This window comes from Maribellus mangrovi (genome assembly GCF_037646455.1).
GTDB lineage: Bacteria > Bacteroidota > Bacteroidia > Bacteroidales > Prolixibacteraceae > Draconibacterium > Draconibacterium mangrovi_A.
Genome location: NZ_JBBIXN010000001.1, coordinates 1,288,025 through 1,314,345 on the forward strand (window position 1 = coordinate 1,288,025; position 26,321 = coordinate 1,314,345).

At 41.2% G+C, this 26,321-nt stretch carries 30 protein-coding genes; 16 read left to right on the forward strand and 14 right to left on the reverse strand.

Annotated elements, in window-relative coordinates; all coding sequences use genetic code 11:
• Position 1: 1 nt before the first annotated feature.
• Genes nrfD through WFY05_RS04765 form a run of 3 tightly spaced genes read right to left on the reverse strand, consistent with a single transcriptional unit; the run spans position 2 to position 2,404 of the window.
• Positions 2-1,192: an NrfD/PsrC family molybdoenzyme membrane anchor subunit gene (gene nrfD, locus WFY05_RS04755; protein WP_340111585.1), complete on the reverse strand. Its 1,191-nt coding sequence runs from the start codon at positions 1,190-1,192 to the stop codon at positions 2-4.
• Between the two features lies 1 nt (position 1,193).
• Positions 1,194-1,949, reverse strand: a complete 756-nt coding sequence (locus WFY05_RS04760; RefSeq protein ID WP_340111586.1) for a 4Fe-4S dicluster domain-containing protein — start codon at positions 1,947-1,949, stop codon at positions 1,194-1,196.
• Positions 1,946-2,404, reverse strand: a complete 459-nt coding sequence (locus WFY05_RS04765; protein WP_340111587.1) for a hypothetical protein — start codon at positions 2,402-2,404, stop codon at positions 1,946-1,948. Before WFY05_RS04765 ends, WFY05_RS04760 begins: the two co-directional genes overlap by 4 nt.
• A 415-nt stretch (positions 2,405-2,819) precedes the next feature.
• Between WFY05_RS04765 and WFY05_RS04770 the strand changes: the two genes are divergently transcribed.
• The 4 genes from WFY05_RS04770 (at position 2,820) to WFY05_RS04785 (ending at position 6,111) form a co-directional block, all read left to right on the forward strand.
• Entirely contained in the window at positions 2,820-3,770 is a 951-nt protein-coding gene (locus WFY05_RS04770) for a fasciclin domain-containing protein (RefSeq protein WP_340111588.1), read from the forward strand.
• Positions 3,771-3,861: 91 nt separating this feature from the next.
• Positions 3,862-4,359, forward strand: coding sequence for a fasciclin domain-containing protein (locus WFY05_RS04775; RefSeq protein ID WP_340111589.1), 498 nt, complete (start codon positions 3,862-3,864; stop codon positions 4,357-4,359).
• A 131-nt stretch (positions 4,360-4,490) separates the two neighbouring features.
• Positions 4,491-5,426 carry a MerR family transcriptional regulator gene (locus tag WFY05_RS04780; RefSeq protein ID WP_340111590.1) on the forward strand — a complete coding sequence of 312 codons (936 nt, stop codon included), beginning with the start codon at positions 4,491-4,493 and terminating at the stop codon, positions 5,424-5,426.
• Between the two features lie 184 nt (positions 5,427-5,610).
• Complete coding sequence (locus tag WFY05_RS04785) at positions 5,611-6,111, forward strand: hypothetical protein (RefSeq protein WP_340111591.1); 501 nt, start codon at positions 5,611-5,613, stop codon at positions 6,109-6,111.
• A 240-nt stretch (positions 6,112-6,351) separates the two neighbouring features.
• Here WFY05_RS04785 and metG read toward each other — a convergent pair whose 3' ends face one another.
• Positions 6,352-8,385 carry a methionine--tRNA ligase gene (gene metG, locus WFY05_RS04790; protein ID WP_340111592.1) on the reverse strand — a complete coding sequence of 678 codons (2,034 nt, stop codon included), beginning with the start codon at positions 8,383-8,385 and terminating at the stop codon, positions 6,352-6,354.
• Positions 8,386-8,468: 83 nt separating this feature from the next.
• Here metG and WFY05_RS04795 point away from each other — a divergent pair, with 83 nt between their 5' ends.
• The 7 genes from WFY05_RS04795 to WFY05_RS04825 all read left to right on the forward strand — a co-directional run bounded on the left by WFY05_RS04795 (position 8,469) and on the right by WFY05_RS04825 (position 13,477).
• Positions 8,469-9,197 (forward strand): HAD hydrolase-like protein, encoded by a 729-nt coding sequence (locus WFY05_RS04795; protein ID WP_340111593.1) that lies wholly within the window; start codon positions 8,469-8,471, stop codon positions 9,195-9,197.
• Between the two features lie 18 nt (positions 9,198-9,215).
• Positions 9,216-10,433 carry a hypothetical protein gene (locus WFY05_RS04800; RefSeq protein ID WP_340111594.1) on the forward strand — a complete coding sequence of 406 codons (1,218 nt, stop codon included), beginning with the start codon at positions 9,216-9,218 and terminating at the stop codon, positions 10,431-10,433.
• Positions 10,434-10,441: 8 nt separating this feature from the next.
• Positions 10,442-11,350, forward strand: a complete 909-nt coding sequence (locus tag WFY05_RS04805) for a S66 peptidase family protein (protein WP_340111595.1) — start codon at positions 10,442-10,444, stop codon at positions 11,348-11,350.
• A gap of 27 nt (positions 11,351-11,377) precedes the next feature.
• The gene (locus WFY05_RS04810) at positions 11,378-11,740 is read left to right on the forward strand and encodes a YraN family protein (RefSeq protein ID WP_340111596.1); all 363 of its coding nucleotides are present in this window, start codon (positions 11,378-11,380) and stop codon (positions 11,738-11,740) included.
• A gap of 88 nt (positions 11,741-11,828) precedes the next feature.
• Entirely contained in the window at positions 11,829-12,179 is a 351-nt protein-coding gene (locus tag WFY05_RS04815; protein ID WP_340111597.1) for an MmcQ/YjbR family DNA-binding protein, read from the forward strand.
• A gap of 3 nt (positions 12,180-12,182) precedes the next feature.
• Positions 12,183-13,271 carry a C1 family peptidase gene (locus WFY05_RS04820; protein ID WP_340111598.1) on the forward strand — a complete coding sequence of 363 codons (1,089 nt, stop codon included), beginning with the start codon at positions 12,183-12,185 and terminating at the stop codon, positions 13,269-13,271.
• A complete protein-coding gene (locus WFY05_RS04825; protein WP_340111599.1) occupies positions 13,271-13,477 on the forward strand; it encodes an RNA-binding S4 domain-containing protein in 207 nt (68 codons plus the stop codon). Before WFY05_RS04820 ends, WFY05_RS04825 begins: the two co-directional genes overlap by 1 nt.
• Before the next feature lie 7 nt (positions 13,478-13,484).
• Here WFY05_RS04825 and WFY05_RS04830 read toward each other — a convergent pair whose 3' ends face one another.
• The 5 genes from WFY05_RS04830 to WFY05_RS04850 form a co-directional block, all read right to left on the reverse strand.
• Complete coding sequence (locus WFY05_RS04830) at positions 13,485-13,889, reverse strand: hypothetical protein (RefSeq protein ID WP_340111600.1); 405 nt, start codon at positions 13,887-13,889, stop codon at positions 13,485-13,487.
• Positions 13,890-14,101: 212 nt separating this feature from the next.
• Entirely contained in the window at positions 14,102-14,908 is an 807-nt protein-coding gene (locus WFY05_RS04835) for a mechanosensitive ion channel family protein (protein ID WP_340111601.1), read from the reverse strand.
• 112 nt (positions 14,909-15,020) lie between these two features.
• Positions 15,021-15,287: an acyl carrier protein gene (locus WFY05_RS04840; RefSeq protein ID WP_340111602.1), complete on the reverse strand. Its 267-nt coding sequence runs from the start codon at positions 15,285-15,287 to the stop codon at positions 15,021-15,023.
• A 138-nt stretch (positions 15,288-15,425) separates the two neighbouring features.
• Entirely contained in the window at positions 15,426-15,962 is a 537-nt protein-coding gene (locus WFY05_RS04845) for a GNAT family N-acetyltransferase (protein WP_340111603.1), read from the reverse strand.
• Positions 15,949-16,872, reverse strand: a complete 924-nt coding sequence (locus tag WFY05_RS04850) for a hypothetical protein (protein WP_340111604.1) — start codon at positions 16,870-16,872, stop codon at positions 15,949-15,951. Before WFY05_RS04850 ends, WFY05_RS04845 begins: the two co-directional genes overlap by 14 nt.
• Before the next feature lie 57 nt (positions 16,873-16,929).
• Here WFY05_RS04850 and WFY05_RS04855 point away from each other — a divergent pair, with 57 nt between their 5' ends.
• From WFY05_RS04855 to WFY05_RS04865, 3 genes are read left to right on the forward strand one after another with little or no spacing between them, the layout of a single operon-like run.
• On the forward strand, positions 16,930-17,751 hold the full coding sequence (locus WFY05_RS04855; protein ID WP_340111605.1) for a peptidylprolyl isomerase: 822 nt from the start codon (positions 16,930-16,932) through the stop codon (positions 17,749-17,751).
• 3 nt (positions 17,752-17,754) lie between these two features.
• The gene (locus WFY05_RS04860; RefSeq protein WP_340111606.1) at positions 17,755-18,564 is read left to right on the forward strand and encodes a peptidylprolyl isomerase; all 810 of its coding nucleotides are present in this window, start codon (positions 17,755-17,757) and stop codon (positions 18,562-18,564) included.
• The gene (locus WFY05_RS04865) at positions 18,561-19,895 is read left to right on the forward strand and encodes a peptidylprolyl isomerase (protein ID WP_340111607.1); all 1,335 of its coding nucleotides are present in this window, start codon (positions 18,561-18,563) and stop codon (positions 19,893-19,895) included. The genes WFY05_RS04860 and WFY05_RS04865 overlap by 4 nt, the downstream gene beginning before the upstream one ends.
• Here the strand turns inward: WFY05_RS04865 and WFY05_RS04870 are convergent.
• The 4 genes from WFY05_RS04870 to dnaG all read right to left on the reverse strand — a co-directional run bounded on the left by WFY05_RS04870 (position 19,887) and on the right by dnaG (position 24,506).
• Positions 19,887-20,507, reverse strand: coding sequence for an HAD family hydrolase (locus WFY05_RS04870; protein ID WP_340111608.1), 621 nt, complete (start codon positions 20,505-20,507; stop codon positions 19,887-19,889). The two genes, WFY05_RS04865 and WFY05_RS04870, sit on opposite strands and share 9 nt — an antisense overlap.
• A gap of 498 nt (positions 20,508-21,005) precedes the next feature.
• Positions 21,006-22,028, reverse strand: coding sequence for an NAD-dependent epimerase/dehydratase family protein (locus WFY05_RS04875; RefSeq protein WP_340111609.1), 1,023 nt, complete (start codon positions 22,026-22,028; stop codon positions 21,006-21,008).
• Positions 22,029-22,038: 10 nt separating this feature from the next.
• Entirely contained in the window at positions 22,039-22,521 is a 483-nt protein-coding gene (locus WFY05_RS04880; protein WP_340111610.1) for a pyridoxamine 5'-phosphate oxidase family protein, read from the reverse strand.
• A 5-nt stretch (positions 22,522-22,526) separates the two neighbouring features.
• A complete protein-coding gene (gene dnaG, locus WFY05_RS04885; RefSeq protein ID WP_340111611.1) occupies positions 22,527-24,506 on the reverse strand; it encodes a DNA primase in 1,980 nt (659 codons plus the stop codon).
• Between the two features lie 65 nt (positions 24,507-24,571).
• Between dnaG and WFY05_RS04890 the strand changes: the two genes are divergently transcribed.
• Both WFY05_RS04890 and WFY05_RS04895 read left to right on the forward strand, forming a co-directional pair.
• A complete protein-coding gene (locus WFY05_RS04890; RefSeq protein WP_340111612.1) occupies positions 24,572-25,261 on the forward strand; it encodes an SIR2 family NAD-dependent protein deacylase in 690 nt (229 codons plus the stop codon).
• Between the two features lie 10 nt (positions 25,262-25,271).
• A complete protein-coding gene (locus tag WFY05_RS04895) occupies positions 25,272-25,874 on the forward strand; it encodes a porin family protein (protein ID WP_340111613.1) in 603 nt (200 codons plus the stop codon).
• A 9-nt stretch (positions 25,875-25,883) separates the two neighbouring features.
• Here WFY05_RS04895 and WFY05_RS04900 read toward each other — a convergent pair whose 3' ends face one another.
• A complete protein-coding gene (locus WFY05_RS04900; protein ID WP_340111614.1) occupies positions 25,884-26,309 on the reverse strand; it encodes a globin domain-containing protein in 426 nt (141 codons plus the stop codon).
• Positions 26,310-26,321 lie beyond the last annotated feature (12 nt).

The following is a 26,321-nucleotide window of genomic DNA, read 5'->3' on the forward strand; positions in this document are numbered from 1 at the left end:
ATCAGCTCGTGTGACCTTCCTGAACCTTTTTCCATGGAGGAAGAAGCCACAGCAAAAAAGCAAGAATCGCAAAAGGTAAAATCAACCAGAAAGCAGCCATTAAAAATCCTTCTGCGCCAATTAGCCCTAATTTAAAGCTGGTAAATCCGAGAAAGCTTTTTGAGAACAACTGGCCGCCAATAACCACATTCCAGCGCATAAAGAAAATACCCATCAAAATAAGTAAACTCAAGGCAAGGTATAGTCCTTTCCTTATATTTTCCCGGGGTTTATAAATACGTAAGAAGCCAAGTGTAAGCAAAGGAATAATTGTTCCGAGAAGGCCCTGAAAAATAAACAAGGTGTATTCCAATCTACCGTTTACCAGAACATCGAGTATTTCAAACGACTCTTCGGCCTCGTAAATCCGATGAACCTGATCCAATGATTCCAACGCAAAATCGAGCACCAAAACATAAAACAGGTATTTGCCAATCTCATCGAGGCACAGCATATTTATTTTTTCTTTTCTGAAATAGGACACTGCCATATACAGAAACATAACCAGTGCTATACCTGAAACCATGGCAGAAAAAAGAAAGATTACCGGCATAAGAACTGTCGACCACCAGGGATTAGCTTTAATGGAACCAAAAATAAAACCAACGTAACCATGAAGCAGGAAAGCTGAAGGAATACCAACTACTGTTATAAAGTAGCCCAGCTTATCATCCCACTCCACGGTTTTTGGTGAAATATCGTTAACACCCAATGTGAGAATTTTATAGAGTCTGCGTTTAAATCCGGTGGATTGATCTTGCCACAACACGAGATCGCGACGATAATCGAACCAGATTTCGAGCAACAACACCGCCATCAAGTACCAGAGATAGATAAATCCGAAAATTGCCATTGCCGACTTTAAATGAGGTGTTGTCATAATTTCGTATGCCCTGAATGGCTTGCCTAAATGACTCACCAAAGGCATTATGGCAACAATCAAAAAAGCGAGTGCGGTTAACAGCGCCAGTTGATATGTAGGCCGGAGTGCTTTAACTTTGAAAACCCGTTCGAGCGAAGCTAGAATAAATGCCCCGGCTACCAGCCCGGTAATATATGGGTAAAGTACAATCAGGATTCCCCAGTGAAGCTCAATCTCATTGGGGTAAATATATCCGTCAACTCTGCTAAGCATGTCGTATAAATGTTCCATACTATCTTACCTCCGCACTTAAACCGTTATAAAATAATTTTGATCCAGTATTTAAATGGGGCTTCAGAACCTGACAGTTATGTTCTTTCATAAACTGATATAACTCTCCTTTAGTATCGTTCATATCGCCAAAAATCCGTGCATGTGTCGGGCAAACTTCCATACACGCCGGTTGCAAACCTTTAGTGATCCTGTGGTAGCACAGTGTACATTTATCAACTGTCTTTTTCTCGGGATGTAAGTACCGGCAACCATACGGGCAGGCCTGAATACAATACCTGCAACCAATACAATATTTTTCATCCACCAGTGCAACACCTTCGGGACTTTCATAAGTTGCTCCAACCGGACAGACTTGTGTACATGGCGATTTTGCACATTGATTGCACATTTTCGGTACAAAAAAGGTTTTAAATATTTCCTCATCCGGAACTGACTGTTTGAAACCATCAATTCCTCCGTTGGGTGACTCAACCTTTATTGTACCGTCTGTTTTAATGGTGTACTGCTCTACCCACGATCTGAAATAAAAAGGTTCCTGCGGCACATCATTTTCCAGTTTACAGGCTTTGGCACACATTCCGCAACCAATACACTTTTCAATATCGATCCCAATCCCATACCAAGGTTTGCCCGGATCTTCAGGCTTTTCGGTAGCAAAAATTACAGCAGAAACCTGGTTTAGCGCCGATGCTGCCAAAATCGTTCCGGTAAGCGCAGCCGACTTTTTAATAAAATTCCGTCGCGTATTTTTCATTCTTTTATCTCCCATACCGCATGTGGATTATGACAATCAATACATTTTTCTTTTTCAGGGTGATGTTCAACAATATCAACCTGAATCACATTTTCCAGCTTACGGGCAGCATTTATGGAGTGACATCTGCCACAAAATTTTCTACTGCCATCTTTAACCAGAAACTCTTTTACCTCATAGTCATCAGCATGTTTGGCATTAGGACCGTGACAAATTTCGCACGACAGACCAGCGTGTTGGTCCAACGCAAGCATCTCAGCTTCCGTATCGTGACATTCGATACACAGGCTTTTCCCGGCATAGTGGACAGGAAGTGCAGCAATCTCATCCATTGAATCGGCACGATAATGACCGTACTTGCCAAAAGAATCAGGGATGAGGAAATGACGTGCGATTAAAAATATCAGAATAAACAATGCAAAGAGGGGGAGCAGTGTTTTTAACTGAACCGGCATAGTTTATGTTTAATTAGTTATATCTTCCAATTTAAAGATATATTCCTATCAAAAATACCCTTAAGGCTTGACAAATATCAACCCAAAAGACGATATAATACAGATACACAGACAGTTAAGTCGACATATGTTTATAAAGAAAGTCCTTAGCTATGTAAATTATTGATAACATTTCTCAGTCATGTCAAAGTAATCTAACATGGCACACTTCTTTCAAAAGAAATGAGGCGTAAACCGTATTAACTTTTTTTAACAAATCATTTAAACCCTTTATTTACGTGCTTTATGAGTCAGTAATAATTTTTTGTTTATTTTTTTATATTTATTTTTAAACATTATTTGTTTAACCATGTTTTAGTGATAGTTAAACATTTTAACAGATAAAATTGAAACAAGATTATTAAAAATTAAAAAGATGAAAACAATTGAATTTATGAAAATTTTCAAATCCAGGATTAAGTTAATCCCGATTCTGATGATGGCAATTGCGGTAACTTTTGTTGCGTGTGATGATGACGATGATGATATGATGCCGGAGGAAAGTAATACGATTGCCGATATTGCTGTTGCAAATTCGGAGTTTTCAATTCTGGTTGAAGCGCTGACGAAAGCTGACCTGGTTAGTGCGGTTTCGGATAAAGGGGCACAATTGACTGTTTTTGCGCCTACCAACGACGCTTTCAATGCGCTTCTTTCAGATTTGGGCGCTGGTTCGCTCAATGATGTTCCGACTGAAACACTGAAAAGCATTTTGCTTTACCATGTAATTGGCAGCAAAGCCATGTCGGGCGATCTTGAAACTGGTTATTATTCCACCTTATCGACATTTAGCAACAATCCTATGGATGTGTACATTAGTGTGGATAACGGAGTAAGTATCAATAGTAATACAATGGTTACCACCGCGGACATTGTTGCCGATAATGGATTAATTCATGTTGTTGACCATGTAATTTTGCCGCCATCGGTAGTGAATATTGCCATCGATAACCCGAATTTCAGCACTTTAGTTAATGCGGTGGTTAAAGCCGGATTAGCCGATGCACTTAGTGGTGCCGGACCATTTACGGTATTTGCACCAACAAATGCGGCATTTGAAACACTTTTCCAGGACCTTGGAATTGGAGGCATCGATGAACTAACGGCCGCTCAACTGACACCAATTTTGTTGTACCACGTGGTTCAGGGCAATGTGTTATCAACCGACCTCGCGAATGGCGAAGTAAGTACATTAAATACAACAAATACGCTGCAAGTCGATTTATCATCAGGGGTAAAGATTAACGACAGTAATGTAATAGCAGCAGATATACAGGGAGCAAACGGAGTAGTTCATGTAATCGACAAAGTCCTCCTACCGCAATAGAAATGCATTACCACGGCATTGCAAAAAGGCAATGCTGTGGTTCTTATAAAAACATTTTAAGCAGATATAAATCCATTTAAAAAATTGAACAATGAAAACAATGAAAACATTTTTTGCATTAATGCTGGCAGTAGTTTTAGTTTCAGGACTATCATTAAATACCAGCGCAACCAACGACAGTGAGTCTTCGACCGTAGTAGAAATTGCGGTTTCGAATCCCGAATTTTCAACACTTGTTGAGGCAGTGACAAAAGCCGACCTTGCAGGTGCTCTTAGCGCCGACGGACCGTTTACTGTATTCGCACCGACTAACGATGCTTTCAACAGCTTATTTAAACAACTTGGGGTAAAAGGGATCGATGATTTAAGTGCTGAGCAACTTACACCTATTTTAACCTATCACGTGGTGAGTGGTGAAGTGATGTCAAGCGATCTGTCGAACGCTTCTGTAGCCACATTGAATGGTAAGAAAATTAAAGTTGATCTTTCGGACGGAGTTCACATCAACGAGAGCCAAGTTATTAAAGCAGACATTAAGGGAAGGAACGGAGTAATTCACGTAATCGACAAAGTGTTGATTCCGGAATAACACGATAAAATTACGCTATGACAGACGATACCAATAAGAGGATTCCTCGTGAATCCTTTTATTTGTTTCGTAATTCTTAAAATCAAGTCCCTAAAAAACCTCATTATTAAATAAAAGTGTTTAGCTTTGTAATGATAACACTGAACAACATATTAGATCCCGGCAGGTTTCTGAATCCACAGGTAAAAATGAAAGAAACAGGATATTCCATAAAAGACCTCGAAGTATTATCCGGTATTAAAATGCATACGATCAGGATTTGGGAAAAGCGTTACAATCTTCTTACGCCGCACCGAACCGATACAAATATTCGCTGGTACGACGATAACGACCTGAAACGTTTGCTGAACATTTCGATGCTCACAAAAAACGGATTTAAAATTTCGAAAGTCGCCAATTGGGAAGAAGAACAGATCAGGGAAAAAGTACTAAGCATTTCCGAGAGCCGCACCTCCGAATCGGATTACATCGATCGATTTATGATCCTTATGGTGGAAATGGACAACAAAGGTTTTGAAGAGCTACTAAACGAAGTGCTTTCGAAATACGATTTTGAAGAAGCATACTTTAACATTTTCTTCCAGCTTTTCGAACGCGTTGGAACCTACTGGCAAATCGGCTCGATTTTTCCGGCACAGGAACATTTTGTTACCAGTTTATTCCGTCAAAAACTAATTTCTTCGATCGACAGAACAGAAAGGCTTAATACCAGAAACGCCACCATTCTTTTCTTTTTGCACGAAGAAGAACTACATGAAATAAGTCTGTTGTTTTATTCGTACCTGGCCAAGAAAAGTGGCTACAATATTTTCTATCTCGGGCAATCAGTTCCATTTGGTGACCTAGCTAAAGTTAATAGTCAAAAACAAATCGACTTTGTTTTTACTGCCTTCACCAATGCCATTTCAAAACAAGATCTTGAGCAATACCTCGTAGACTTGAAAGAATGCTTCCCCAAACAAAAAATCTTTATAACAGGGCTTCAAGTAGAGATCAATTCGCCTTCGTTGCCACGTAATTTTAAAACGGTAAAAGATTTCCGCGAATTCAGAAAATACCTCGGATAAACGTTTATAAACCAGATTCGAAAAATACAGGAATACGTCTAGAATATTCCACTGCGAAACACCAGCACCTTTTTTGTTGTCGGGCAATATGTTAATAAATGTCAAAACGTCCCGATGTAAATGTTCTCCATTATTTATTCGATCGAATTTTCATAAATTGCATTTCGAAAGCGAAGACAGGAAGATGGAAAAACTGAGTTGGACGAAAGAGATTTTCGGGTCGAAACTCGAAATTTCGCAGGGAAATGAAAAGATTGGGAGCATCAACTGGGAAAGCATGGTGAGCTCTAAAGCACAGGCTATTATCAGTGGCAGATTGTTTACGCTTAACCGTGAATTTTTTCTCTCGAAACTCGAAATTTACGATTCTAACAGCCAGGCGTTGCTGGGGACGATTATGATCAACTTTTTTAATACCCGTAGCGATATCCTTATTAACGGAAAACGGTTCGAACTCGAAATCAAGAACTTCTGGCAGTCGAAATGGTCGTGGAAATTCGACGGTTCGGACATCATTACTTATACTTCGCACGAATTTATAACCAAGGACAAAGGAACCATCGAACTGGCTACTCCCATGAACGAAGAGGTGGAAATTCTGATTCTTCTTGGCCTTTTTGTTCGCAATCAGTTTATACTGCTCATTCTGCTGATTATATTACTTGCCGCCCTGATTATCATATAAAAAAACCGCTCCTGCGTACAGAAACGGTCTAAATATAATGGAGTAAGTTTTCTACCCGCTTAAGCGGCAAGAACCCTTACGGAAAAGCACCAACGCTATGTTGGCGCTTGTAATCTTAATCAATCTTCATAGTAAAACTCATACTTCAAGATCATCCCTCTTCAGTTCTCTCCTCAAGGGGAGATGTCGATGCCGAAGTTTCAAGAGAGACAAAGGGGTGAATGAAACTGCTTTTCTGAACTATCGAATCTCTGATCCGTTTTTAACGGTTTTATCCGGCGAAACAATTGAAAGCGATCCGTCAGCATTCTCGGCACAAAGAATCATTCCCTGCGATTCAATACCCCGAAGTTTCTTCGGTGCCAGGTTAACCAAAATAGAAACCTGCTTGCCAACAAGGTCTTCAGGCTGATAGTATTCAGCAATTCCTGAAACCACTATGCGCTGATCGATTCCGGTGTCAACTGTCAGTTTCAACAATTTCTTTGTTTTAGCCACTTTTTCACATTCGATTACCGTACCGGCACGAACATCCATTTTTACAAAATCGTCGAACTCTATGTTCTCTTTGGCCGGCACAGCTTTAGCTTCAGCCATTTCGTTTGCTTTACGCGCATTCTCAAGTTTCTTCAACTGGGCCTCGATTACTTTATCCTCAATTTTCTCGAAAAGCAGCTCCGGCTTGTTTACTTTATGCCCGACCGGTAATAATTCAGTATCTCCAAATTTACTCCAATCCAGTTTTTCAAGATTTAAAAAGCCGCGCAGTTTGTCCATACTAAACGGCAGGAAAGGCTCCAGGCAAATGGTCAGATTCGCCGTTATCTGCAAACAGATATTCATAATGGTTTTCACGCGTTCCGGATCGGTTTTCACAACTTTCCAGGGTTCCTCATCTGCCAGGTATTTATTTCCCAAACGTGCCAGATCCATCGCATTTTTTAAAGACTCGCGAATACGGAAATTGTCAATGCTTTTTTCAACTTCAGCTTTAATTCCTGAAATGGCTTCCAACGTTTCCCGATCAAAATCAGTGAGTTCGCCACGTTCAGGCACCAGCCCATCGTAGTATTTGTTCAAAAGCACCAAAGCCCGGTTGACAAAGTTTCCAAGAATGGCTACCAGCTCATTGTTGTTGCGGGTCTGGAAATCCTTCCAGGTAAAATCGTTATCCTTTGTTTCGGGTGCATTGGCAGTTAACACGTATTTCAGTACATCTTCTTTCCCGGGAAATTCTTCGAGGTATTCGTGCAACCAAACTGCCCAGTTCCGTGAAGTCGAGATCTTATCGTTCTCGAGGTTCAGGAATTCGTTGGCGGGCACATTTTCAGGCAGGTTAAACGTTCCTTCAGCTTTCAACATACTCGGAAAAATAATACAGTGAAAGACAATGTTATCTTTCCCGATAAAATGCAACATGCGGGTTTCCGGATCTTTCCAGTATTTCTCCCAATCTTCAGTAAGTTCCTTGGTCGCCGAGATATAACCGATTGGTGCATCGAACCACACATAAAGTACTTTGCCTTCAACACCTTCAACCGGCACCGGCACTCCCCAGTCGAGGTCGCGGGTAACCGCGCGAGGCTGTAATCCTCCGTCGATCCACGATTTTACCTGCCCGTAAACATTAGGTTTCCATTCCTGGTGCCCTTCCAAAATCCATTCGCGCAACCACGGTTCGTATTCATCGAGCGGCAAATACCAGTGCCTGGTTTCTTTCAATACAGGTTTGTTGCCACTGATCACCGATGTTGGATTGATCAAATCTGTTGGGCTCAGCGAAGTTCCGCAACTTTCGCACTGGTCGCCATAAGCTTTCTCGAAACTACATTTCGGACAGGTACCGATAATGTAACGGTCGGCTAAAAATTGCTTATTGGATTCGTCGTAATACTGCTCCGATGTTTTTTCGATGAATTTTCCGTCATCGTAAAGTTTTTTAAAGAATTCTGATGCCGTTTCGTGATGGACCGGTGCGGAAGTTCTGGAATAAACATCAAATGAAATTCCAAATTTTTCAAACGAATCCTTGATGATACCGTGAAATTTATCGACAATATTCTGTGGCGTAACACCCTCGTTTTTAGCCTTCAATGTAATTGGCACACCGTGTTCATCAGAGCCACCGATCATAAGAACATCTTCGTGCTTCATTCGAAGGTAACGAGCGTAAATATCGGCCGGTACATAAACGCCGGCAAGGTGACCAATATGAATCGGACCATTGGCATAAGGAAGTGCTGTGGTTATCAGGGTACGTTTGAACTTACTCATTCTGAAATATTTTGATGTTCGCTGAAATTCATTTTTAGGGCTGCAAAGATAATAAAAAGGAGTGAGCTTAAACCATCATCAGAATGGCAAATTTACAAGACATTTGCCGGTTATTTTCAGAAGTGATGCGTTTCATTTACCTTCGCACATATACAATTATGGCACATTTCACACACATTATATTCGATCTCGACGGAACCCTGACCGACAATACGCAAGGCATCATCAATTCGCTGAAGTATTCGCTCGAAAAAATGCACATCGACGATTATCCTGAAAATTTGCTTGACGGATTTATCGGGCCACCGCTGCAATGGGGCTTCAGCCAGCTATTTGGCCTAAATGAGCGCGATACCAAACTGGCCGTTGAATATTTCAGAGAATATTACAGTGAAAGCGGCTGGCACCAAAATGTTCCATACGATGGGGTACTCGAAATGATTGCCGAACTCGACCACCTTGGGAAAAGAATGTATATCGCCACTTCGAAGCTCGAAAAATATGCGCTGAAAATCATGCAGCATTTCGAAATGGACAGGTACATCGCGCAGTTAAAAGGAGCTGATTACAACGGCAAAAAAGCCACTAAACCACAAATTATCAGCAGCTTAATAACAAGCCAGCAACTGACTTCTACTAAAGAAATAGTAATGATTGGCGATACTCTCTTTGACATTGAAGGAGGTAAAGAAAATGGCTTGTCGACAATAGCTGTGGGCTATGGCTTCGGAAAGGAAGAAGAACTAAAAAATGCCGATCCTGATTATTTTGTTGAGGATGTGGAAGAATTATTCGATATTTTATCGGCATAAAAAATAAATAAAAGTACAATGGCAAAACGTATATTACCACTGGTTCTCGTGCTACTCTTTTTATGGGCTTGCCGGAGCAACTCTCCCGAAAATTCAGAAGAAATTCAATCCTTAAAAAATTATCTGGTTGAAAATCCGGAGATGATTGCAGGTCTAAATCATTCAATTTCAAAAGAAGAAAGTGAACTGGCAGGTAAGTTGATCCATGAATATTTGGATGAAAAGTTAAGAACAGACTTCCGTGACCAATGGGAAAATGAAACCCTGCTTTTAGATGACTATCAACTTAAATTCAGCTACAAGAAGTTTGGTAAAAAACCGGAAACAGGCTGGACTTTGTACATTTCGATGCACGGTGGCGGGAATGCACCGGTTGAGGTAAATGACCAGCAATGGGAAAACCAGAAAAAATTGTACGAGCCCGCAGAAGGAATTTACATGGCTCCCCGGGCACCAACCAACACCTGGAACCTTTGGCATCAACCCCATATCGACGAATTCTTTTCAAGGTACCTTCAACTGGCCGATGTATTTGAGGACATCAATACCAACCGCGTATACCTGACAGGATATTCCGCCGGTGGCGATGGCACATATCAGCTGGCTCCGCGAATGGCCGACCAGCTGGCTGCTGCCGCTATGATGGCCGGGCATCCCAACGATGCGTCGCCACTGGGTTTGCGAAACCTTCCTTTTGCGATCCACATGGGCGCTGAAGATGGCGCATACAACAGAAATAAAATTGCAGCAGAATGGGGACTGATGCTGGATTCGCTACAACAAGCCGATCCTGAAGGCTATATTCACGATGTAGAGATCCATGAAGGAATGGGACACTGGATGGAAAAGAAAGATACCGCTGCTATCTACTGGATGGCGCAGTGCAGCCGTCGTCCTTATCCCGAGAAAGTAGTCTGGTTTCAAAGTGGAGTGACTCACGATCGTTTTTACTGGCTGGCCGTGCCTGCCGGAAAAGGTAAAAAAGATTCCGAAATAAAAGCCAGTATAAAAGGGCAAACCATTACCATTGAAAAAGCCGAATTGGTCAACAATCTGATTATCCGACTTAATGATAAAATGATGGATCTGGACAAAAAGGTAAAGGTGGTTTATAGCGGCAAAATTGTATACAACGATACACCCGACAGAACGGTTTCCACGGTGTGGAAAACACTTAACGAACGTAACGATCCGGAACAATTCTTTTGTTCTGAAATTGAACTAACTTTGAACTAAAAGATAAAATGATAGAGCCATCGCCAATACAACCCGGATTAAAAATACGAATCGTATCTCCGGCAGGAAAGATCGAAAAAAAGCATGTTCTTCCTGCCGTTAACTGGCTGAAAGATCAGGGATACGAAGTTGTTCTGGGCAAGCATATTTTTGCCGAACATTTTCAGTTTGCAGGAACCGATGAACAGCGGCTGGCCGATTTACAGGAAGCACTCGACGATCCGGATTGCGGCGCTATTATTTGTTCGAGGGGTGGTTACGGAACAGTGCGAATTATCGACCGACTCAATTTCAACAGCTTTCTGGAATATCCAAAATGGCTGGTAGGATTTAGCGATATTACCATCCTGCATTGTTGCCTTAACAATTACCAGGTACCAAGTATCCATGGTGTAATGCCCCGCTATTTTTTCGATGAAAACGGTCAACCAAAAGAAGACCTCACAACGTTGATGCAGCTCCTTACAGGGAATTCGATTCAATACAAAATAGATTCCTCAAGTTTTAACCGGACAGGAAAAGCAAGCGGCGAACTTGTGGGTGGAAATCTGTCGATAGTGTGCAGCCTTCAGGGCACTTTTTACGATTTGGATACCGATGGAAAAATTCTTTTCATCGAAGACATTGATGAATACTTGTACCACACCGACCGAATGATGCACCAGTTGAGACTTAATGGCAAACTGGATAATCTGGCAGGATTGATCATCGGAGATTTTACCGACATGAAAGATAACGACTCACCTTTCGGGCAATCGGTACACCAAATTATTTCCGAAGTAACCAGCGATTATTCGTATCCGGTTTGTTACGGATTTCAAGCCGGACACGATAAAAAAAACCTGGCATTGATGTTCGGAAAAAAGTGGGAACTGGATGTCTCAAAAAACGAAACCACACTTAAGCTGCTACGATAAATATGAAACTTTAAACTCAAATCTGTTATGGTTAGCACCCGCGAACTTGGAGAAATGGCTGAAGGACTCGCCTTGCAACATTTGGTTAAACTGGGCTACGAAATTGTAGCAACCAACTGGTACCACGGTCACCTCGAACTCGACATTATTGCCAAAGATGGTGAGGAACTGGTTATTGTTGAGGTGAAAGCCCGCACAGGTCTGCGTTATGAGCACCCCTCGGAAGCAGTAACCAATACCAAGATAAAGCACATTGTTGAGGCAGCCGATGCATACATTGTTGAAAACGACCTCGATGTAGAAACACGTTTCGATGTGATCACGGTAATTTTTGTTCACCAGAAGTTTGAACTCGAGCATTTTAAAGATGCTTTTTACCCCACCATGTAATGATATGCAGACACGTCAAAAAAAATGACGTCAAATATAATTCTTAATTCTACCTAATTCTGTTATTTTTAAACCTTGCGATTTTAACATGAACGTTGAAGAAATAAGAGAATATTGTATTACGAAGAAAGCTGTTACCGAAAGTTTTCCGTTTAACGAAACCACCTTGGTTTTTAAGGTAATGAATAAAATGTTTTGCCTGCTGGGCCTAGATAATTCACGGGTAAGTTTAAAAAATGATCCCGAAAAAAATATCGAACTCAGGGCACATTACCCCGCGATTACTCAGGGCTATCATTTGAACAAACAACTCTGGAATACCATTGAATTAAACGGGACAGTGCCTCCCGCCTTGTTTCGCGAAATGATTGACGACTCGTATCGACTCATTTTAGAAAGTTTGCCGAGGAAGGTAAAAGAAGAATATAAAAAGTTATAAAATATGAAGAAGTTATTGGCCTTAACAGCAATTCTGTTATTTGTTACCGGAGTAATTTCGGCACAGGATGAAACAAAATACGAACAATTTACAATCGTAAAGGAACTCCCCCACACTCCTGTTATAGACCAGGGCAGTACGGGCACCTGCTGGAGTTTTGCCACAACAAGTTTCCTGGAGTCGGAAATAATGCGCAAAGGATTTCCAGAGACCAATCTTTCGGAAATGTATTTCGTTTATTACAATTATAAAAACAAGGCATTTCAGTATTTGCTCTATCACGGAAACAACAACTATGGCCAGGGCAGTGTATCTCACGATGTACTGAAAATTGTTGGCGAGCAAGGAATATCAAGCTACGAAGCTTACCCCGGAATTATGGTCGACGGTGAATACAAACACCGTGAACTAGTGGCCAAACTCAAAAGCCAGGCAATCGACATCAATAAAATGAAACAGGACGAGATTGATGTGTCGGATTTAGAAAGCTATGATAAAGTTTTAAAAGACCTTGTGGGCAAGCTTCCAAAAAACATTAAAACTGATGACGGAAAATACTCGCCAACCGAATTGAGGGACAAATTCGAGATCGATACGGACGACTATGTTGAACTGTCTTCGTTCAGCCATCATCCTTTTTATCAGCAGTTTGTGCTGGAGATCCCCGATAACTGGGCCCACGGATTATACTACAATCTGCCCATTGACGAGTTGATGGAAGTGATGTACTATTCGCTGAACAACGGTTACACAGTTGCCTGGGATGGAGACACCAGCGAAAAAACATTTCAGCATAAAAAGGGAAAAGCCGATGTGGTTGAAAAACAAATTGGGAAAGTAGATCAGAAGTTACGCCAGCAAACCTTTTACGATCGAACTACTACCGACGATCACCTGATGCACCTCGTAGGTTTGTCGAAAGATTCGGAAGGCAGAGACTGCTTTTACACCAAAAATTCGTGGGGTGCCGAAAGTAACGATTTTGGCGGTTATTTGCACATGACCGATGACTATGTTCGTTTGAAAACCATAGCGATACTGGTACACAAAGATGCTATTCCACAAGAGATTAAAACGAAACTGGGTTTATAATGCGTGAATTTACACTTACCGAAGATTACATTGAATTGCTTAAACTTCTTAAACTTTTAAGGATAGCTCAAACCGGCGGGCATGCAAAAATAATTGTTGAAAATGGTGAGGTAATTCGCAATGGTGAACCGGAATACCGGAAGCGGGCCAAACTAATTAAAGGTGACGTAATTGAAGTGTCAGGAGATCAAATTAAAATCGTTTGAGACGTATTCATGAGGCTTCGGCAACCATCAACATAGCTTCCTGGCGCAAAATTGCCGGTAATTGAAGCTTCCTGCGCTCAATACTTAACAGCCACATTCTGATTTCGTCGTTTTTTAAGGTATACAGAACTTCGCGGAATTCATCGATCTGTTCATCGTTATAGGCATTGGCAGAAATCCCTTTGAATCGATCCAGTTCCTCGTCTTCGTAATACACGATCTCTTCCGGATTTTGCAGCATTTCTTCAAATTCGCAAACTTCGTGGGCACCACAACAATCAGAAGGTATTTCCAGTTTATCTTCCTCTTCAGGTTCCGACTCCTTGTTGTTTCTTGAGAATTTATTGCTGATCCACGTTCCAAGTGCAAGCAATACACCAAATAATAAAAGAATTCCGACTATAACCTTCATGCCTGTTTTTCAATTTTCTATTTCTAAACAACAATCGAGAAAGTAGTTTTGATCAGAGCCTATCGGTTTTTGAGCGCACAAATGTAATCTAAATTTTATTTCCGGCAATCACTACGGCTAATTACCTATTAATGTTATGCTTACTTTTAATGAGTCAAAAAAGGCCGTCGGCAAACAAGCCGACAGCCTTAAGTATATTTTCAAAGTAATAACTATTTCTGAACGTGAACATCCATTTGCGGGAATGGGATATTGAGACCTTCCTTGGCAAATGTTTTGTATACGTTTTCGTGCAAATCGAAATAAATTCCCCAATAATTTGATGCTTCAGCCCAAACACGAACTACCAGGTTAACCGAACTGTCGGCAAGTTCGCTAACAGCAATAAACGGTTCAGCCGGATCATTGATAATTCGTTCATCGGCTTTTATCAGTTTCATCAATACTTGTTTTGCCTTGTCAACGTCGTCGCCATAAGCAATTCCAAAAGTAAAATCAACACGTCGTTTCGGCTCTGCCGAGAAATTTATCATCGAATTGGTCGACAAACCACCGTTTGGAATAATAATGGTTTTGTTGTCGGGAGTTTTCAGAATCGTATTAAAAATCTGAATCTCATTCACAATTCCGGCGTGGCCCTGGGCACTAATATAATTACCTACTTTAAAAGGCTTAAAGAGAAGAATCATTACACCTCCGGCAAAATTCTGCAGCGTTCCCGAAAGCGCCATACCAACGGCCAAACCAACGGCACCAAGAATGGCAATAAATGAAGTCATTTCAACCCCCATCATACCGATTACAGCCATCCACAGCATCACTTTCAAACCAATACCAATCATGCTGTTTAGAAATCCGCGCAACGAAGGATCAACTTCCCTTTTTTCGAAATTTTTTCTGAGTACACCGCGAATAATTGAAATGACCCACATACCTATAATCAGGGTAACAATCGCACCGATCAACTTTGGGCCGTACTCCATTACAATCCCATAAATTTGTTCTGAAAGGTTTTCCATCTTTATTTTTTTAATGTTAACAATTACCCAAATTACAATTTTATTCCTGAAAAGTTCATAAAAAAAGGACCTCAACAATAAGGTCCTTTATCAAATAAACTCATTTTTCATTCTAATTACTTAAGTAGAGCAACTCTCCACGTAAGTAATGCAGCGTGTCGTTTACATCGTCAAATTTGCTTAATTCCTCGTCCTTGATATTAATGTTAAAGATCTTTTCGAGGTAATAAGTAAATATGGTCCAGTCGATTTTATCGAAATGCAGATCCTCAATAAAAGAAGCACTTAAACAGATGTTGCTTCTGTTTACACCTGTCTTACGCAAAACACGGTAGAGGTTCCTGCGAATCGACTTTTCTTCTAAAATTTCTGTTTTCATGTTTCCTCTTTAAAATTCGAACAAATGAATTTTCGGGTCAAATATAAGAATAATCAGCGAATTATGAATTCTTTACATCCGATTAAATGCCAACTGCTACCCGAAAATACTGCCCTCACTCACTTCTGAATTTGTGGCCTATTCATCAAAACGTTCATTTGCAAGCAAACTGTATATTCTCAGGTCGATGTATTTGTTTTCGTGCAATTCACCGCAGCGTTCAATGCCCTCGTATTTAAAGTTCAGTTTTTCGGGAATCGCCTGACTTTTCAAATTCTCAACAGCTGCTTTTATCTGGATGCGGTTCAATTTCATTTTTCGAAAGGTATGGTTGCATAAGGTCTGTACACAAGAAGTAATTATTCCTTTTCCCTGCATATTTTTTGCCAGCCAGTATCCAATTTCAGTTTTTCGGTTGATCCAGTCGGTGTCTTTAAAACCTATCAATCCGGCAAATTCCTCCCGGTACCAAATACTAAAAACCTGGTCTCTGTTGTTACCGCTAACACTTTCAATAAAGCGCTCGGTATCAGAAATATCAAAAGTATGATTCACAAAAGGCAACCACTCTTTAAGGTAGTCACGGTCGTGATTAATGGTTTCGAAAACCACGGAAGCCATTTCCGGTTTTAGCAGTTCCAGCCGAAGTTTGTCGTTTATCCTAATGTGTTCCACTGTTTAGTTTATTTAAATTTACTACAAAAACCTGTTGTTTTATTCCCCTCGAATGTTCGCAAGAAACCAGCAAGGAATCGTTTCCCAAAAAACTGATCCCTTCAGTTTGAGCATCATCGAGATTCGATAGCCGGATCAATAAACTTTTGCCACCAAAGAAATCCGATCCTTCAAAATCGGTAAACAACCAGATAAACGAATGGTAGTTTTCGTAACCAACCAGAGCCAGTTTGTTTTTCGAAGGATTTATATCGGCGCCTGTTATTAAACCCTTCACATCAAAAGTATCTGCCGAGGCAAGTTTGTAATCTCCTTTTTTCTTCGGAATTTCATAAATAACGGTGGTTCCTGATGCCCAGTCTTTACTAAAAATATACAGCGAATCGCCGAAAGCAACCATGGCCTCGCAATCAAAAGGAGTTCTTAAATGGCTGTATCCAAATTGCTTCTGCTCTTTATATTCAAAACCAATTGTCTTTGCTTTAATCTTTTGCTTTTTATCGTTGTCGATGTCTTTCTTTTTAATCTTCAGAATGTTCAGGTTTTTGCGATTGCCTGTGTTGTTCCCAAAATCGCCAATGTATATGTGTTTATTGTCTTGAGTAATCGATTCCCAATCGTGATTTTTTACATCCTTAAGCTTCACCTCTTTTTTAATTTCTCCGGTCTTGTCAAAACCAAAAAGGCTTTCGTCACCACCACTATCGTTAAATCCCCAAAAAAGATCGTCGTAAACCATCAGACCCGATATCTCGTGCAATTTATCCGAAAGCTCAGGGATAAAAGGAATCACGTCAATCGATACCGCCTCTTGCACCTGTCTATGTCCCTTATTTTCGGTCTTCTTTGCTGAAGAGGTACAAGAAGAAAGAAACATCAATAAGAATAGCATTGTGACAATCTTAGTCATCTTTATATCTTTACGGGAATTTTTGAAAGGTCAAATATTAAACAATTTATTATTCCTATGAAGAAGTTTCTCACTTTTCTGTTGCTTATTGTTGCCGGGGCGGTATTTACAAACAGTAGTGCCCAAAAGGCAGAAAAAGAGACCCTGGTGCTGATTACGACCGATTTTGGAGATATGAAGTTAAAGTTGTACAACGATACACCCGAACATAAAAAGAACTTTCTGAAACTGATAAATGAAGGTTTTTACGATGGATTGCTTTTTCATCGGGTGATGCAGAACTTTATGATTCAGGGTGGCGATCCCGATTCAAAAAATGCTCAGGCGGGCAAGCGTCTGGGTGGTGGCAATCCAGGTTATACCATACCTTCAGAGATCAATCCACCGCATTTTCATAAAAAAGGTGCTTTGGCAGCTGCACGACGAGGTGGTTCCTCAAATCCGGAGAAAAGATCGAGTGGCTCGCAATTTTATATTGTACAGGGAGAAGTAATGACTGACGGCGCGCTCGATACCATGGAAATGATGATGAACACCCGGGCGAAAAATGAATTTTACAGAGAGTGTTTTGCCAAAGCAAACGACGAGCTGGATGCTTACCGACAAAACAACGACCGTGACGGTTTTAATGCACGGGTTGCCGAAATCAGGGCAGAAACTGACAGCTTATGGGAACAACAAGCGCTTAAGAAATTCACTCCCGAACAGCGCGAAGTATACACCACGATTGGTGGTTATCCCTCGCTCGATGGCGATTATACTGTTTTTGGTGAATTGGTTGAAGGATTTGATGTTTTGGATAAAATAGCCGCTGTTCAGACCGATCAGTATGACCGGCCGGTTGGCGACATTAAAATGAAAATTGAAGTAGTGGAGTAGCTTATGATTCGATTAATTCTGATATCTTTTTTTAGTTTTTCATTCATTTTTTCAGGCTTGGCTCAGTCGCATGAAGTTGAAATTTCAACCAATATGGGAAGTATGAAATTTAAGCTGTACGATGACACGCCCAAACATCGTGATGCCTTTATTCAATTAGCAAAAGAGGGGTATTACAACGGGACGCTTTTTTACCGTGTCATCCACGATTTCCTCATCCAGGGCGGATCGAAAAGCAGCCGAAATGCACCACCGGGGAAACGCATTGGGTATGGCGATCCAGACAAAACAGTAGACGACGAAATTCTTTCGAATCACTTTCATAAAAAAGGATCGCTCTGTGCCCCGCGCCAGCCCGATGAAATAAATCCGTTTAAACAATCCGACATTTCGCAATTCTTTATTATCGAAGGCAGTGTTTATACCGAAGGTGCACTCGACACCATGGAAATGGCCGTAAACCGTCCCATCCGAAATAAAATTGTTCAAAAATACATGACTCCGGAAGTTCGTGAAGAGTTAAAAAATCTGAAAGAAGAAAAAAAGGTGGAAGAGTTTCGTGAGCTGGCAGGTGAAATAAAAAGTAAAATAGAAACGGAATACAATCTTAATCCCGGAATTCTTGAATTTTCAGAAGCACAAAGAAAGGCCTACACCACTATTGGTGGCTACCCCGACCTGGACGGGAAATACACCATTTTTGGGGAGTGTATTTCAGGATTTGAAGTAATCGACAAGATTGCATCGCTAAAAACCGACGAAAATAACCGGCCGTATACCGATGTAAAAATTACCGTTAAAGTGCTGAAATGATGAAAAGCTTTTATAGCATATTGATTTTTATGGTGTTACTGACTGCATGTGGCGGAGGCAAAAAAGAGCAGGCTTCAAGTGGAAAAGCAACTCCTAAAAGCCAAAACACTGCTGCAGAAAAAGAGAATAACGAGTGGAAAGAAATTTCTGCATCGGTGGCAAAAATCGAATCGTATGATGGCACACGAATTCTCGAAGGCGGGCAAGGATTTTTTGTAGGCAAAAACCTGTTGGCTACCAAATACTCACTGGTAAACCAGGCCACCAACGTTCAGGTAAAACCACTCAATGAAGATAAAATATACATAGCCGATAAATTTGTTGCTTTCGACCGTATTAACGACCTCATCATTCTCCAGGTCGATAGCATTAACCGGACGCCAATAAAACTGGTAGAAGGCAAAGTCCCAAACTCGGCCAAAACCATGCTGATTTCGTCGCAGCCAACCGAGACGCTGCAACTTTTAACCGGGAAAGTACTTAATTTGACTACTGTCCAGGGATTAAAACTATATCGCATCACCAACCGAATCCGGCCATCGCAATTTGGAGCGCCGGTTTTTGTGTCGAATAAAAAATCCATTGGTATCGCCTACTCAGGAACAGTAATGTACGAGCCACAAAGTTTTACAATTCCTTCGATGTACCTGGCAGAAATGCTGCGCCATAAAAAGGAAAATCCCGAGAAACTGGAATCTTTGAAAAGTACCAATGCAAAAGTTTCGGCTGAAAATGCAAAAATAAAGGGAGTGGTTTTGGAAACCGATGCCGGTAACATTACCATAAAACTCTTTAACGAAACACCGGAGTACCGTGATAATTTTATTCGCCTGGCCAAAGAACATTATTTCGATAGTTTGTTGATCCACAGGGTTATTGCCGATTTTGGAATTCAGAGCGGTGCTGCCGATACACGTTATGCCAATCCCGGCGATAATGTGGGATGGAAAGGACCAGGTTATACCATTCCGGCACACTTTGTTCCCGGCCTCTATCACAAACGGGGAATGATCGGTTCGCCCAGAAAACCCGATACCAAAAACAGCCGTCGTCGCTCCGACGGATCGCAGTTTTACATTGTTACAGGAAGACGATATTTCGACAATGAATTGGATGACATGGAAGAACAGAACAATTATACGTTTTCTGCTGCACAGCGACAGGCCTATAAAACGGTTGGCGGGGCTCCTCACCTTGACGGCTCATATACCGTTTTTGGCCAGGTAATCTCGGGAATGGATGTCGTGGATAGAATTGTTAAAGTGGAAACTGACAAAAACTGGCGTCCGGTGAAAGATATTCGCATTAAACGAGTCCGGATATTAAAATAGCTCCGACATTTCCATGTCTTCACGTAGCCATAAGGTTTTTAATCCGACCTTTTCTGCGGCTTGCGTATTTTCAACAAGGTCATCAACAAAAAGCGTTTCTTCCGGTTGAACACCAGAGAGTTTAATCACCTTTTCGAAAGCCTCGATCTCCGGTTTCCGGGCATGAATTTCATGCGAATAAAAATCTTTTTCGAATAAAGACGGTAAATCAAAACCGTATTCCTTCTGAAACCAGATTAGCAACCTGCTAATATGAATGGCATTGGTATTGCTAAAAAGATATATTTTGTAGTACACACGCAGCTTTTGCAGAGCTTGTACCCGTTTTGCCGGAATATCTCGAATCATTGCGTACCACGCATCATCGATTTGCTGATCGGTCGCTTCCGGGTTTTGAAGTAACTCTCGGACGCGGATTCTGAATTCTTCAGGCGAAATCCGCCCTGTTTCCAGTTGATAAAACACCGGATCGGCATAAGCTTGTTTTGGTGTTACAGCTGTACCACTCAATCCCAGTTTATGAAAAGCCTTGATGGTGGCATCGAAATCAAGATTTAGCAAAACATTCCCCAAATCGAAAATAATATTTTTAATAGTTGACGGGTCTGGCATTACATTTTTTATTTTTCACGAAGATATGCATTCTATCTAACCAACAGATTTATTTTAATTAAGTTAAATATGACTTTTATATAAATTATTACTTGATCAAGGTTTAAGTTTTTTAGCCAATTAAAAATCATTCTGAATTAAATGCATGAATAGCAGGCCCTTATAATCCATAAATTTTATATCACTTACATAATTTTTTTATGGAAAAATTTGGATTTTTGAAAAAGGTACCTTTACTTTAACGGCACAAACCCTTATTTTTTATCTTTTTGTTTTTTTAATGGGCAGCTTTTTGAACAAGAGTTGCCCCCTTTCCCGTATGCGAAAGTGTTCGCGTACAGTAAGTTATGGAATTTGGCTACTTATTGATTGTAACCATACCAAGTTAATTGGAACAAATCGGGCATTAAGAAGTCCGTGTGCTTGAAATAGGGCATTTCATCTCGGATGATAAAAAAAGGACGTATTTATTCAAAGGGCAGATTTTTCTGCCCTTTTTTATTTTGCCTCCTCCAAAAATAATTTTGCTGTTTTTTGAATCGAGTCAGAAATTGGTGTATACTGAAAATTCAGAACTCCTGTAATTTTCGATCCGTCGAAATTGTTAATGTCGTTTCTTCCGGTTGCCACTTCTCTGGTAATTAACGGTTTTTTCCCTGTGAACCAACTAGCAAACTTAGCCAAACGCCAGGCCATCCCCATCATAAAATCTGAAGCATAAACCGAAGGTTGTGGTTTTCCCAATGCAACGGCAATGTGGTTAAAAATGTCTTCGTAACTCAGGTTTTCGGCATTTAACAGGTAGCGCTCGTTTTTTACCCTTTCAAAATTCTCTTCCTCCATCAACTGCACTATAATGCTAACTACATCATTTACATCGACATAACCCGTAACACCTTTGGTGTAAAATTTCATTCCATCCCAAATGGTTTTAAAGAATCGTGCACTACTGTTTTCCCAATTCCCCGGACCTAAAATAATCGATGGATTTACAATCACAGCATCCAGTCCTTCTTCCACGCCTCGCCAAATTTCAGCTTCGGAATAAAACTTGCTTTCAGAGTAGGCCGAATGTTTTTTTGCCGGTATCCAGTTAGTTTTTTCGGACACCATTTCACCATTTTCGCGCTTCCCCAGGGCAGCAATCGAACTTACGTGGCAAATTCGTTTTACTCCGTTTTCCAACGCTGCATTTACCAGGTTAGAAGTTCCTTCCACATTATTACCTATGGTATGGCTGCGTTCTTTTTCATCAAAAGAAACAATGGCCGCGCAGTGATAAATTTCGTCAATTCCGCGCAACAACTCTTCCAGTGAAAAATAGTCGAAAATGTCTCCTTCAACCCATTCAATCGAATTGAAAAATGGCTGAGGTTCTTTCGTATAATAAGAGAAAGTCCTTAAAACCTGGTCAAGATTACTCGTGTTTCGTTTCAATGCCCGCACTTGTTGTCCTCTTTTTGTGAGTTCAAAAAGCAGGTGAGCCCCCACCAATCCTGTACCTCCGGTTACAAATATCATATCTATTTTACTAGCTGTTCCATGGCGTAACTGCCTTCGCTCCGAACTCTTTAGCCGAAAGCTCTTTAATACTCACCTTAAAAATTCCTACATTTTTTACTGCCGGTTCCCCAAATTTGAATTCGCGGTCGCTGTATTGCTTCATTAAAACTTCCAGGCAACGGTATTTCTCGTCGTAATCTTCAACAATTTCAACGGGTCCTTCCCAAACTACCGATTTCGATTTTACCCGGTAGCTGCAACCAACGCGCACATCCTGCCACGCAAGTTCTTCGCCCAGAGTCCAGTTGATACAAACGTTCGGATTCTTCAAAATGCTCTCCCACAAGCGACCTTCCTGAGCCGAATGTAGAATCACAAGGTCTCCATCTAGGGCAAAATTCATAGGCAGAACATAGGGTTTATCATCTAATGACATGGCCAGATAACAGGTTTTACATGCCCTGATCACATCATCAATTTCCTTTCTGTCTTCAATACTATTTGTTCGCATAAGTTTTAGTTAATGGCTCTTCGCCCAAGTGCCTCCGAAAGTTCTTTTTGTACCCGTTTCAGGTTCATATACATCGATTGTTCTTCTATTACTTTATCGAAATCATTGGCTGCGGCTGCTTCATCGATCGCTTTTTCAATCTCAGTAAGCATCAGCTTCACTTTGCTTAGTTTATATTCATTTACAATGCGTGGAATCAGCAAATCCAGAATATCTTCTTCCGCTTCAGTATAAGCACCCGATTTCCGCCAACGCTTACTCTCTGTGTATTTATCCGACAACAAATCGGTAGCCAGTTTACTCAATTCTCCATCAGTGTGGTAGACAAAATATTTCCACGGATCAAATCCTTCATCTTCAATATGATCAGCCACATCGAAAAAGATCTTTTGGAACAAGGGATTTTCCGAAACCAACTCGTCAGCTTCAATTTCCGAAATCATAAAATCCTTCACGGTAGTTTCAAAATTTTCCTGACTCTCTGCATTCTTCAGTTCAATAACTGCATTGGCATGCTTCAGCAAGAAACGCAAAAACTGCAGGTCTTCGGTTAACATATCAGAAGGAAGTGCAACCGTTTTTACCTCTTGCTTTGGTGCTTTCTGATCCGAAAGTTTTTTTCGCTCTTCCTTTCTCCTGAAATCTTCGTCCTTTTTCCTTTTTTGACGGCGCACTTCGGTATACAACACTTCCTCATCAACATCAAGCAGGCGACTACAGTCCTTAATGTAAACCGAGCGAGTTATGGCTTCCGGAATTACAGCTACCGAGCGGATCACTTCAGTGATCAACTTTGCTTTTGCAATCGGATCATTTTCAGTTACCTTTAAAAGCAACTGGGTTTTGAAACGAATAAAATCGGTTTCATTTTTATTAATGTACTCCAGAAAAGCACTGGCGCCCTGTTGTTTTGCAAACGAGTCCGGATCTTCACCATCGGGAAGCAAAAGTACTTTCACGTTCATTCCTTCTTCCAGCACAAGGTCGATCCCGCGCAGCGATGCCTTTATTCCGGCAGCATCGCCATCGTAAATAATTGTAATGTTTTGCGAAAAACGTCTGACCATACGGATCTGGTCGGGAGTTAAAGCCGTTCCCGACGAGGCAACTACGTTTGTTATACCCGCCTGATGCATCGAAAGCACATCGGTGTAACCTTCAACCAGGTAACATTTATCGAGCTGTGTAATTTCGCGTTTGGCCTGATAAATACCATACAAAACACGGCTCTTGTGGTAAATCTCCGACTCAGGGGAATTCAGGTATTTAGCCGTTTTTTTATCTTCTGTTAAAATACGGCCACCAAAAGCAATTACGCGACCAGCCAGGTTGTGAATCGGGAAAATAACGCGGCCCGCAAAACGATCGCGCAACCAGTTATCGCGTTTAATAGTCAGCCCCGTTTTTTCGAGGTATTCCATACGGTAACCCTGCTTTTGTGCGGCATCGGTAAACGGAGTTTTACCATCGGGAGCAAATCCCACTTCAAATTTTTTCAGAATATCGTCGCGAAAACTTCGCTCGCGAAAATAACTCAATCCGATCGTTCGTCCTTCGTTTTCTTCCCACAAATAACGCGTGAAATATTTTTGAGCAAACCCGGTTACGATCATCAAACTTTCGCGTTCGTCTTTTAGCTGCTTTTGTTCCTCGGTTTCCTCTTCTTCCACAACGGTAATTCCGTACTTCTTCGCCAGCCATTTCAAAGCTTCTGGGTAAGAAAGATTTTCGTGTTCCATGATAAAATTCACGGAGTTTCCCCCTTTCCCACAGCCAAAACATTTGAAGATCCCTTTTGCCGGCGAAACCGTAAACGACGGTGTTTTTTCGTTATGAAACGGGCACAATCCAAGCATGTTGACACCTCTTTTTCGAAGCGTTACAAAATCAGAAACCACATCGGAAATTTCTGCTGCATCTAAAATACGTTCTATGGTAGCCGGATCGATCACAACTGCAAAAATATCAGAAATCGTCTGAAACATGTGATCAAAATCTTTTTTTTGAGCCAATACTTCATAAATTGTATTTTTAAAGAAATCTTATTTCGATGAAGAAAAAACTGGTGGTTCTTTCGGGAGCGGGTATGAGTCAGGAAAGTGGCCTAAAAACCTTTCGCGACATGGGCGGACTTTGGGAGAGTTATGATGTAACCATAGTTGCTACACCCGAAGCCTGGCAGCGAGATCCGGAGCTTGTTCTACGTTTTTACAACGAGCGGCGAAAACAACTTTTTTCTGCCGAACCAAATGCCGGGCATCGCACGGTTTCTGAACTTGAAAATTGGTTTGATGTGGAGGTGGTCACTCAAAATGTAGATAATCTGCATGAACGAGCCGGAAGCACAAAAGTACTTCATCTTCATGGCGAACTAATGAAAGCCCGAAGTACCATTGATCCGTTTTTGGTGTATGAACTCGATCACTGGGCACTCAAGCTGGGTGATGTGTGTGAAAAAGGAAGTCAATTGCGGCCACACATCGTTTGGTTTGGTGAAGCAGTTCCCGAAATTCCACGCGCGATTGGAATTGTTGAACAAGCAGAAATTTTGGTGGTCATCGGAACTTCGCTGGCGGTTTATCCTGCGGCCAGCCTTGTGAACTACGTGAAACGGGGAACTCCGATATTTGTTGTTGATCCCGGGAAACCCGAGGTGTATCAGGATAATGTGACTTACATTGTTGAAAAAGCCGGAAAAGGTGCGGTGCGATTAAAGGAAGAACTCAAAAAATTGATGTAAATTGGACCTTATGAAAAGACTTTTACTGATCTCATTTCTTGTACTGACAGCAAACTTAATTTTTGCTCAACGTTTTGATGCCGGATTGATTGCCGGATTTAACGGTACGCAGGTAGAAGGCGACGAATTGAGGGGATACCACAAAGTGGGAGCACTTGGCGGAATTTATGTTCAAACCGATATTGCCCCTGCTATTGTTGCCGGTATGGAAATCAAATATTCACAAAAAGGTGCCCGTAAAAAGTACGATCCCAAAAAACCCGATGTCGATAAATATGTGATGCGTTTAGGCTACATCGACATACCGCTTTTTATGGGCTTCAGAGCCAATGAACGGAGCATGATCATTGGCGGTATTGCACCGGGCATTTTAATCCATTCCAAAGAATTGAACAGCGATGGTGAAATACCGGAACAGGACCGACAAACCTTTAACACATTTGATCTGCAACCTTTTGTTGGCTTCCAGTTCGATTTTCTGGAGCGAGTTTCTCTTGATCTGAGACTTGCGATTTCGGTAATTCCATGCAGCGACCAGGCGGGAAGTAACTATTATTTCCACAACGGACTATTCAACAATGTTATCTCACTGGCCTTTTATTACCGGCTCTGATTTGGCAAACTACCTGTTTACCATCCATTTTGAGAAAACGTCGAGGTAGTTCCAAAACGAAAGCAAAACGTTTTTGGGAAGATCAAGTTTGGACAGAACCTGCTGATAGCATTTGAGCCATTCAATACGACCTTCAGCAGTAATTGAAAAAGGCTGATGGCGGCGATTCAATTGCGGACGTCCGCGGTTTTGGTTAAAATATTCGGGGCCTCCGCAAATTTGAATAAAAAAATCGGCTGAATGTTCTTTGGCTTTTTCCAACGCAATCGGGTTTATCGGGAACAGATCCTTAATCGGACTTTGTACCACCAAATCGTAATGATCGCTCACCATTTGCCGCATTCCTTCCTCACCCAGCAACTCATACATTTGTTTCGACGGCAAAGTAACACCGGGCCGCACACCCGGGAAATATTTACTGATTGTAAATTCCATTCCTAATTCCTG

Bases quoted from the DNA above. Each gene is read 5' to 3' on its own strand.
- WFY05_RS04780 (WP_340111590.1), top strand. From the start codon at position 4,491: ATGATAACACTGAACAACATATTAGATCCCGGCAGGTTTCTGAATCCA.
- WFY05_RS04795 (WP_340111593.1), top strand. From the start codon at position 8,469: ATGGCAAATTTACAAGACATTTGCCGGTTATTTTCAGAAGTGATGCGT.
- WFY05_RS04860 (WP_340111606.1), top strand. From the start codon at position 17,755: ATGATTCGATTAATTCTGATATCTTTTTTTAGTTTTTCATTCATTTTT.
- WFY05_RS04830 (WP_340111600.1), bottom strand. From the start codon at position 13,889: ATGAAGGTTATAGTCGGAATTCTTTTATTATTTGGTGTATTGCTTGCA.
- WFY05_RS04890 (WP_340111612.1), top strand. From the start codon at position 24,572: ATGAAGAAAAAACTGGTGGTTCTTTCGGGAGCGGGTATGAGTCAGGAA.
- WFY05_RS04820 (WP_340111598.1), top strand. From the start codon at position 12,183: ATGAAGAAGTTATTGGCCTTAACAGCAATTCTGTTATTTGTTACCGGA.
- WFY05_RS04760 (WP_340111586.1), bottom strand. From the start codon at position 1,949: ATGAAAAATACGCGACGGAATTTTATTAAAAAGTCGGCTGCGCTTACC.
- WFY05_RS04835 (WP_340111601.1), bottom strand. From the start codon at position 14,908: ATGGAAAACCTTTCAGAACAAATTTATGGGATTGTAATGGAGTACGGC.
- metG (WP_340111592.1), bottom strand. From the start codon at position 8,385: ATGAGTAAGTTCAAACGTACCCTGATAACCACAGCACTTCCTTATGCC.
- WFY05_RS04775 (WP_340111589.1), top strand. From the start codon at position 3,862: ATGAAAACAATGAAAACATTTTTTGCATTAATGCTGGCAGTAGTTTTA.
- WFY05_RS04785 (WP_340111591.1), top strand. From the start codon at position 5,611: ATGGAAAAACTGAGTTGGACGAAAGAGATTTTCGGGTCGAAACTCGAA.
- WFY05_RS04900 (WP_340111614.1), bottom strand. From the start codon at position 26,309: ATGGAATTTACAATCAGTAAATATTTCCCGGGTGTGCGGCCCGGTGTT.
- WFY05_RS04850 (WP_340111604.1), bottom strand. From the start codon at position 16,872: ATGACTAAGATTGTCACAATGCTATTCTTATTGATGTTTCTTTCTTCT.
- WFY05_RS04855 (WP_340111605.1), top strand. From the start codon at position 16,930: ATGAAGAAGTTTCTCACTTTTCTGTTGCTTATTGTTGCCGGGGCGGTA.
- WFY05_RS04800 (WP_340111594.1), top strand. From the start codon at position 9,216: ATGGCAAAACGTATATTACCACTGGTTCTCGTGCTACTCTTTTTATGG.
- WFY05_RS04875 (WP_340111609.1), bottom strand. From the start codon at position 22,028: ATGATATTTGTAACCGGAGGTACAGGATTGGTGGGGGCTCACCTGCTT.
- WFY05_RS04825 (WP_340111599.1), top strand. From the start codon at position 13,271: ATGCGTGAATTTACACTTACCGAAGATTACATTGAATTGCTTAAACTT.
- WFY05_RS04840 (WP_340111602.1), bottom strand. From the start codon at position 15,287: ATGAAAACAGAAATTTTAGAAGAAAAGTCGATTCGCAGGAACCTCTAC.
- WFY05_RS04895 (WP_340111613.1), top strand. From the start codon at position 25,272: ATGAAAAGACTTTTACTGATCTCATTTCTTGTACTGACAGCAAACTTA.
- WFY05_RS04810 (WP_340111596.1), top strand. From the start codon at position 11,378: ATGGTTAGCACCCGCGAACTTGGAGAAATGGCTGAAGGACTCGCCTTG.
- WFY05_RS04870 (WP_340111608.1), bottom strand. From the start codon at position 20,507: ATGCCAGACCCGTCAACTATTAAAAATATTATTTTCGATTTGGGGAAT.
- WFY05_RS04770 (WP_340111588.1), top strand. From the start codon at position 2,820: ATGAAAACAATTGAATTTATGAAAATTTTCAAATCCAGGATTAAGTTA.
- WFY05_RS04765 (WP_340111587.1), bottom strand. From the start codon at position 2,404: ATGCCGGTTCAGTTAAAAACACTGCTCCCCCTCTTTGCATTGTTTATT.
- nrfD (WP_340111585.1), bottom strand. From the start codon at position 1,192: ATGGAACATTTATACGACATGCTTAGCAGAGTTGACGGATATATTTAC.
- WFY05_RS04865 (WP_340111607.1), top strand. From the start codon at position 18,561: ATGATGAAAAGCTTTTATAGCATATTGATTTTTATGGTGTTACTGACT.
- WFY05_RS04880 (WP_340111610.1), bottom strand. From the start codon at position 22,521: ATGCGAACAAATAGTATTGAAGACAGAAAGGAAATTGATGATGTGATC.
- WFY05_RS04815 (WP_340111597.1), top strand. From the start codon at position 11,829: ATGAACGTTGAAGAAATAAGAGAATATTGTATTACGAAGAAAGCTGTT.
- WFY05_RS04805 (WP_340111595.1), top strand. From the start codon at position 10,442: ATGATAGAGCCATCGCCAATACAACCCGGATTAAAAATACGAATCGTA.
- dnaG (WP_340111611.1), bottom strand. From the start codon at position 24,506: ATGTTTCAGACGATTTCTGATATTTTTGCAGTTGTGATCGATCCGGCT.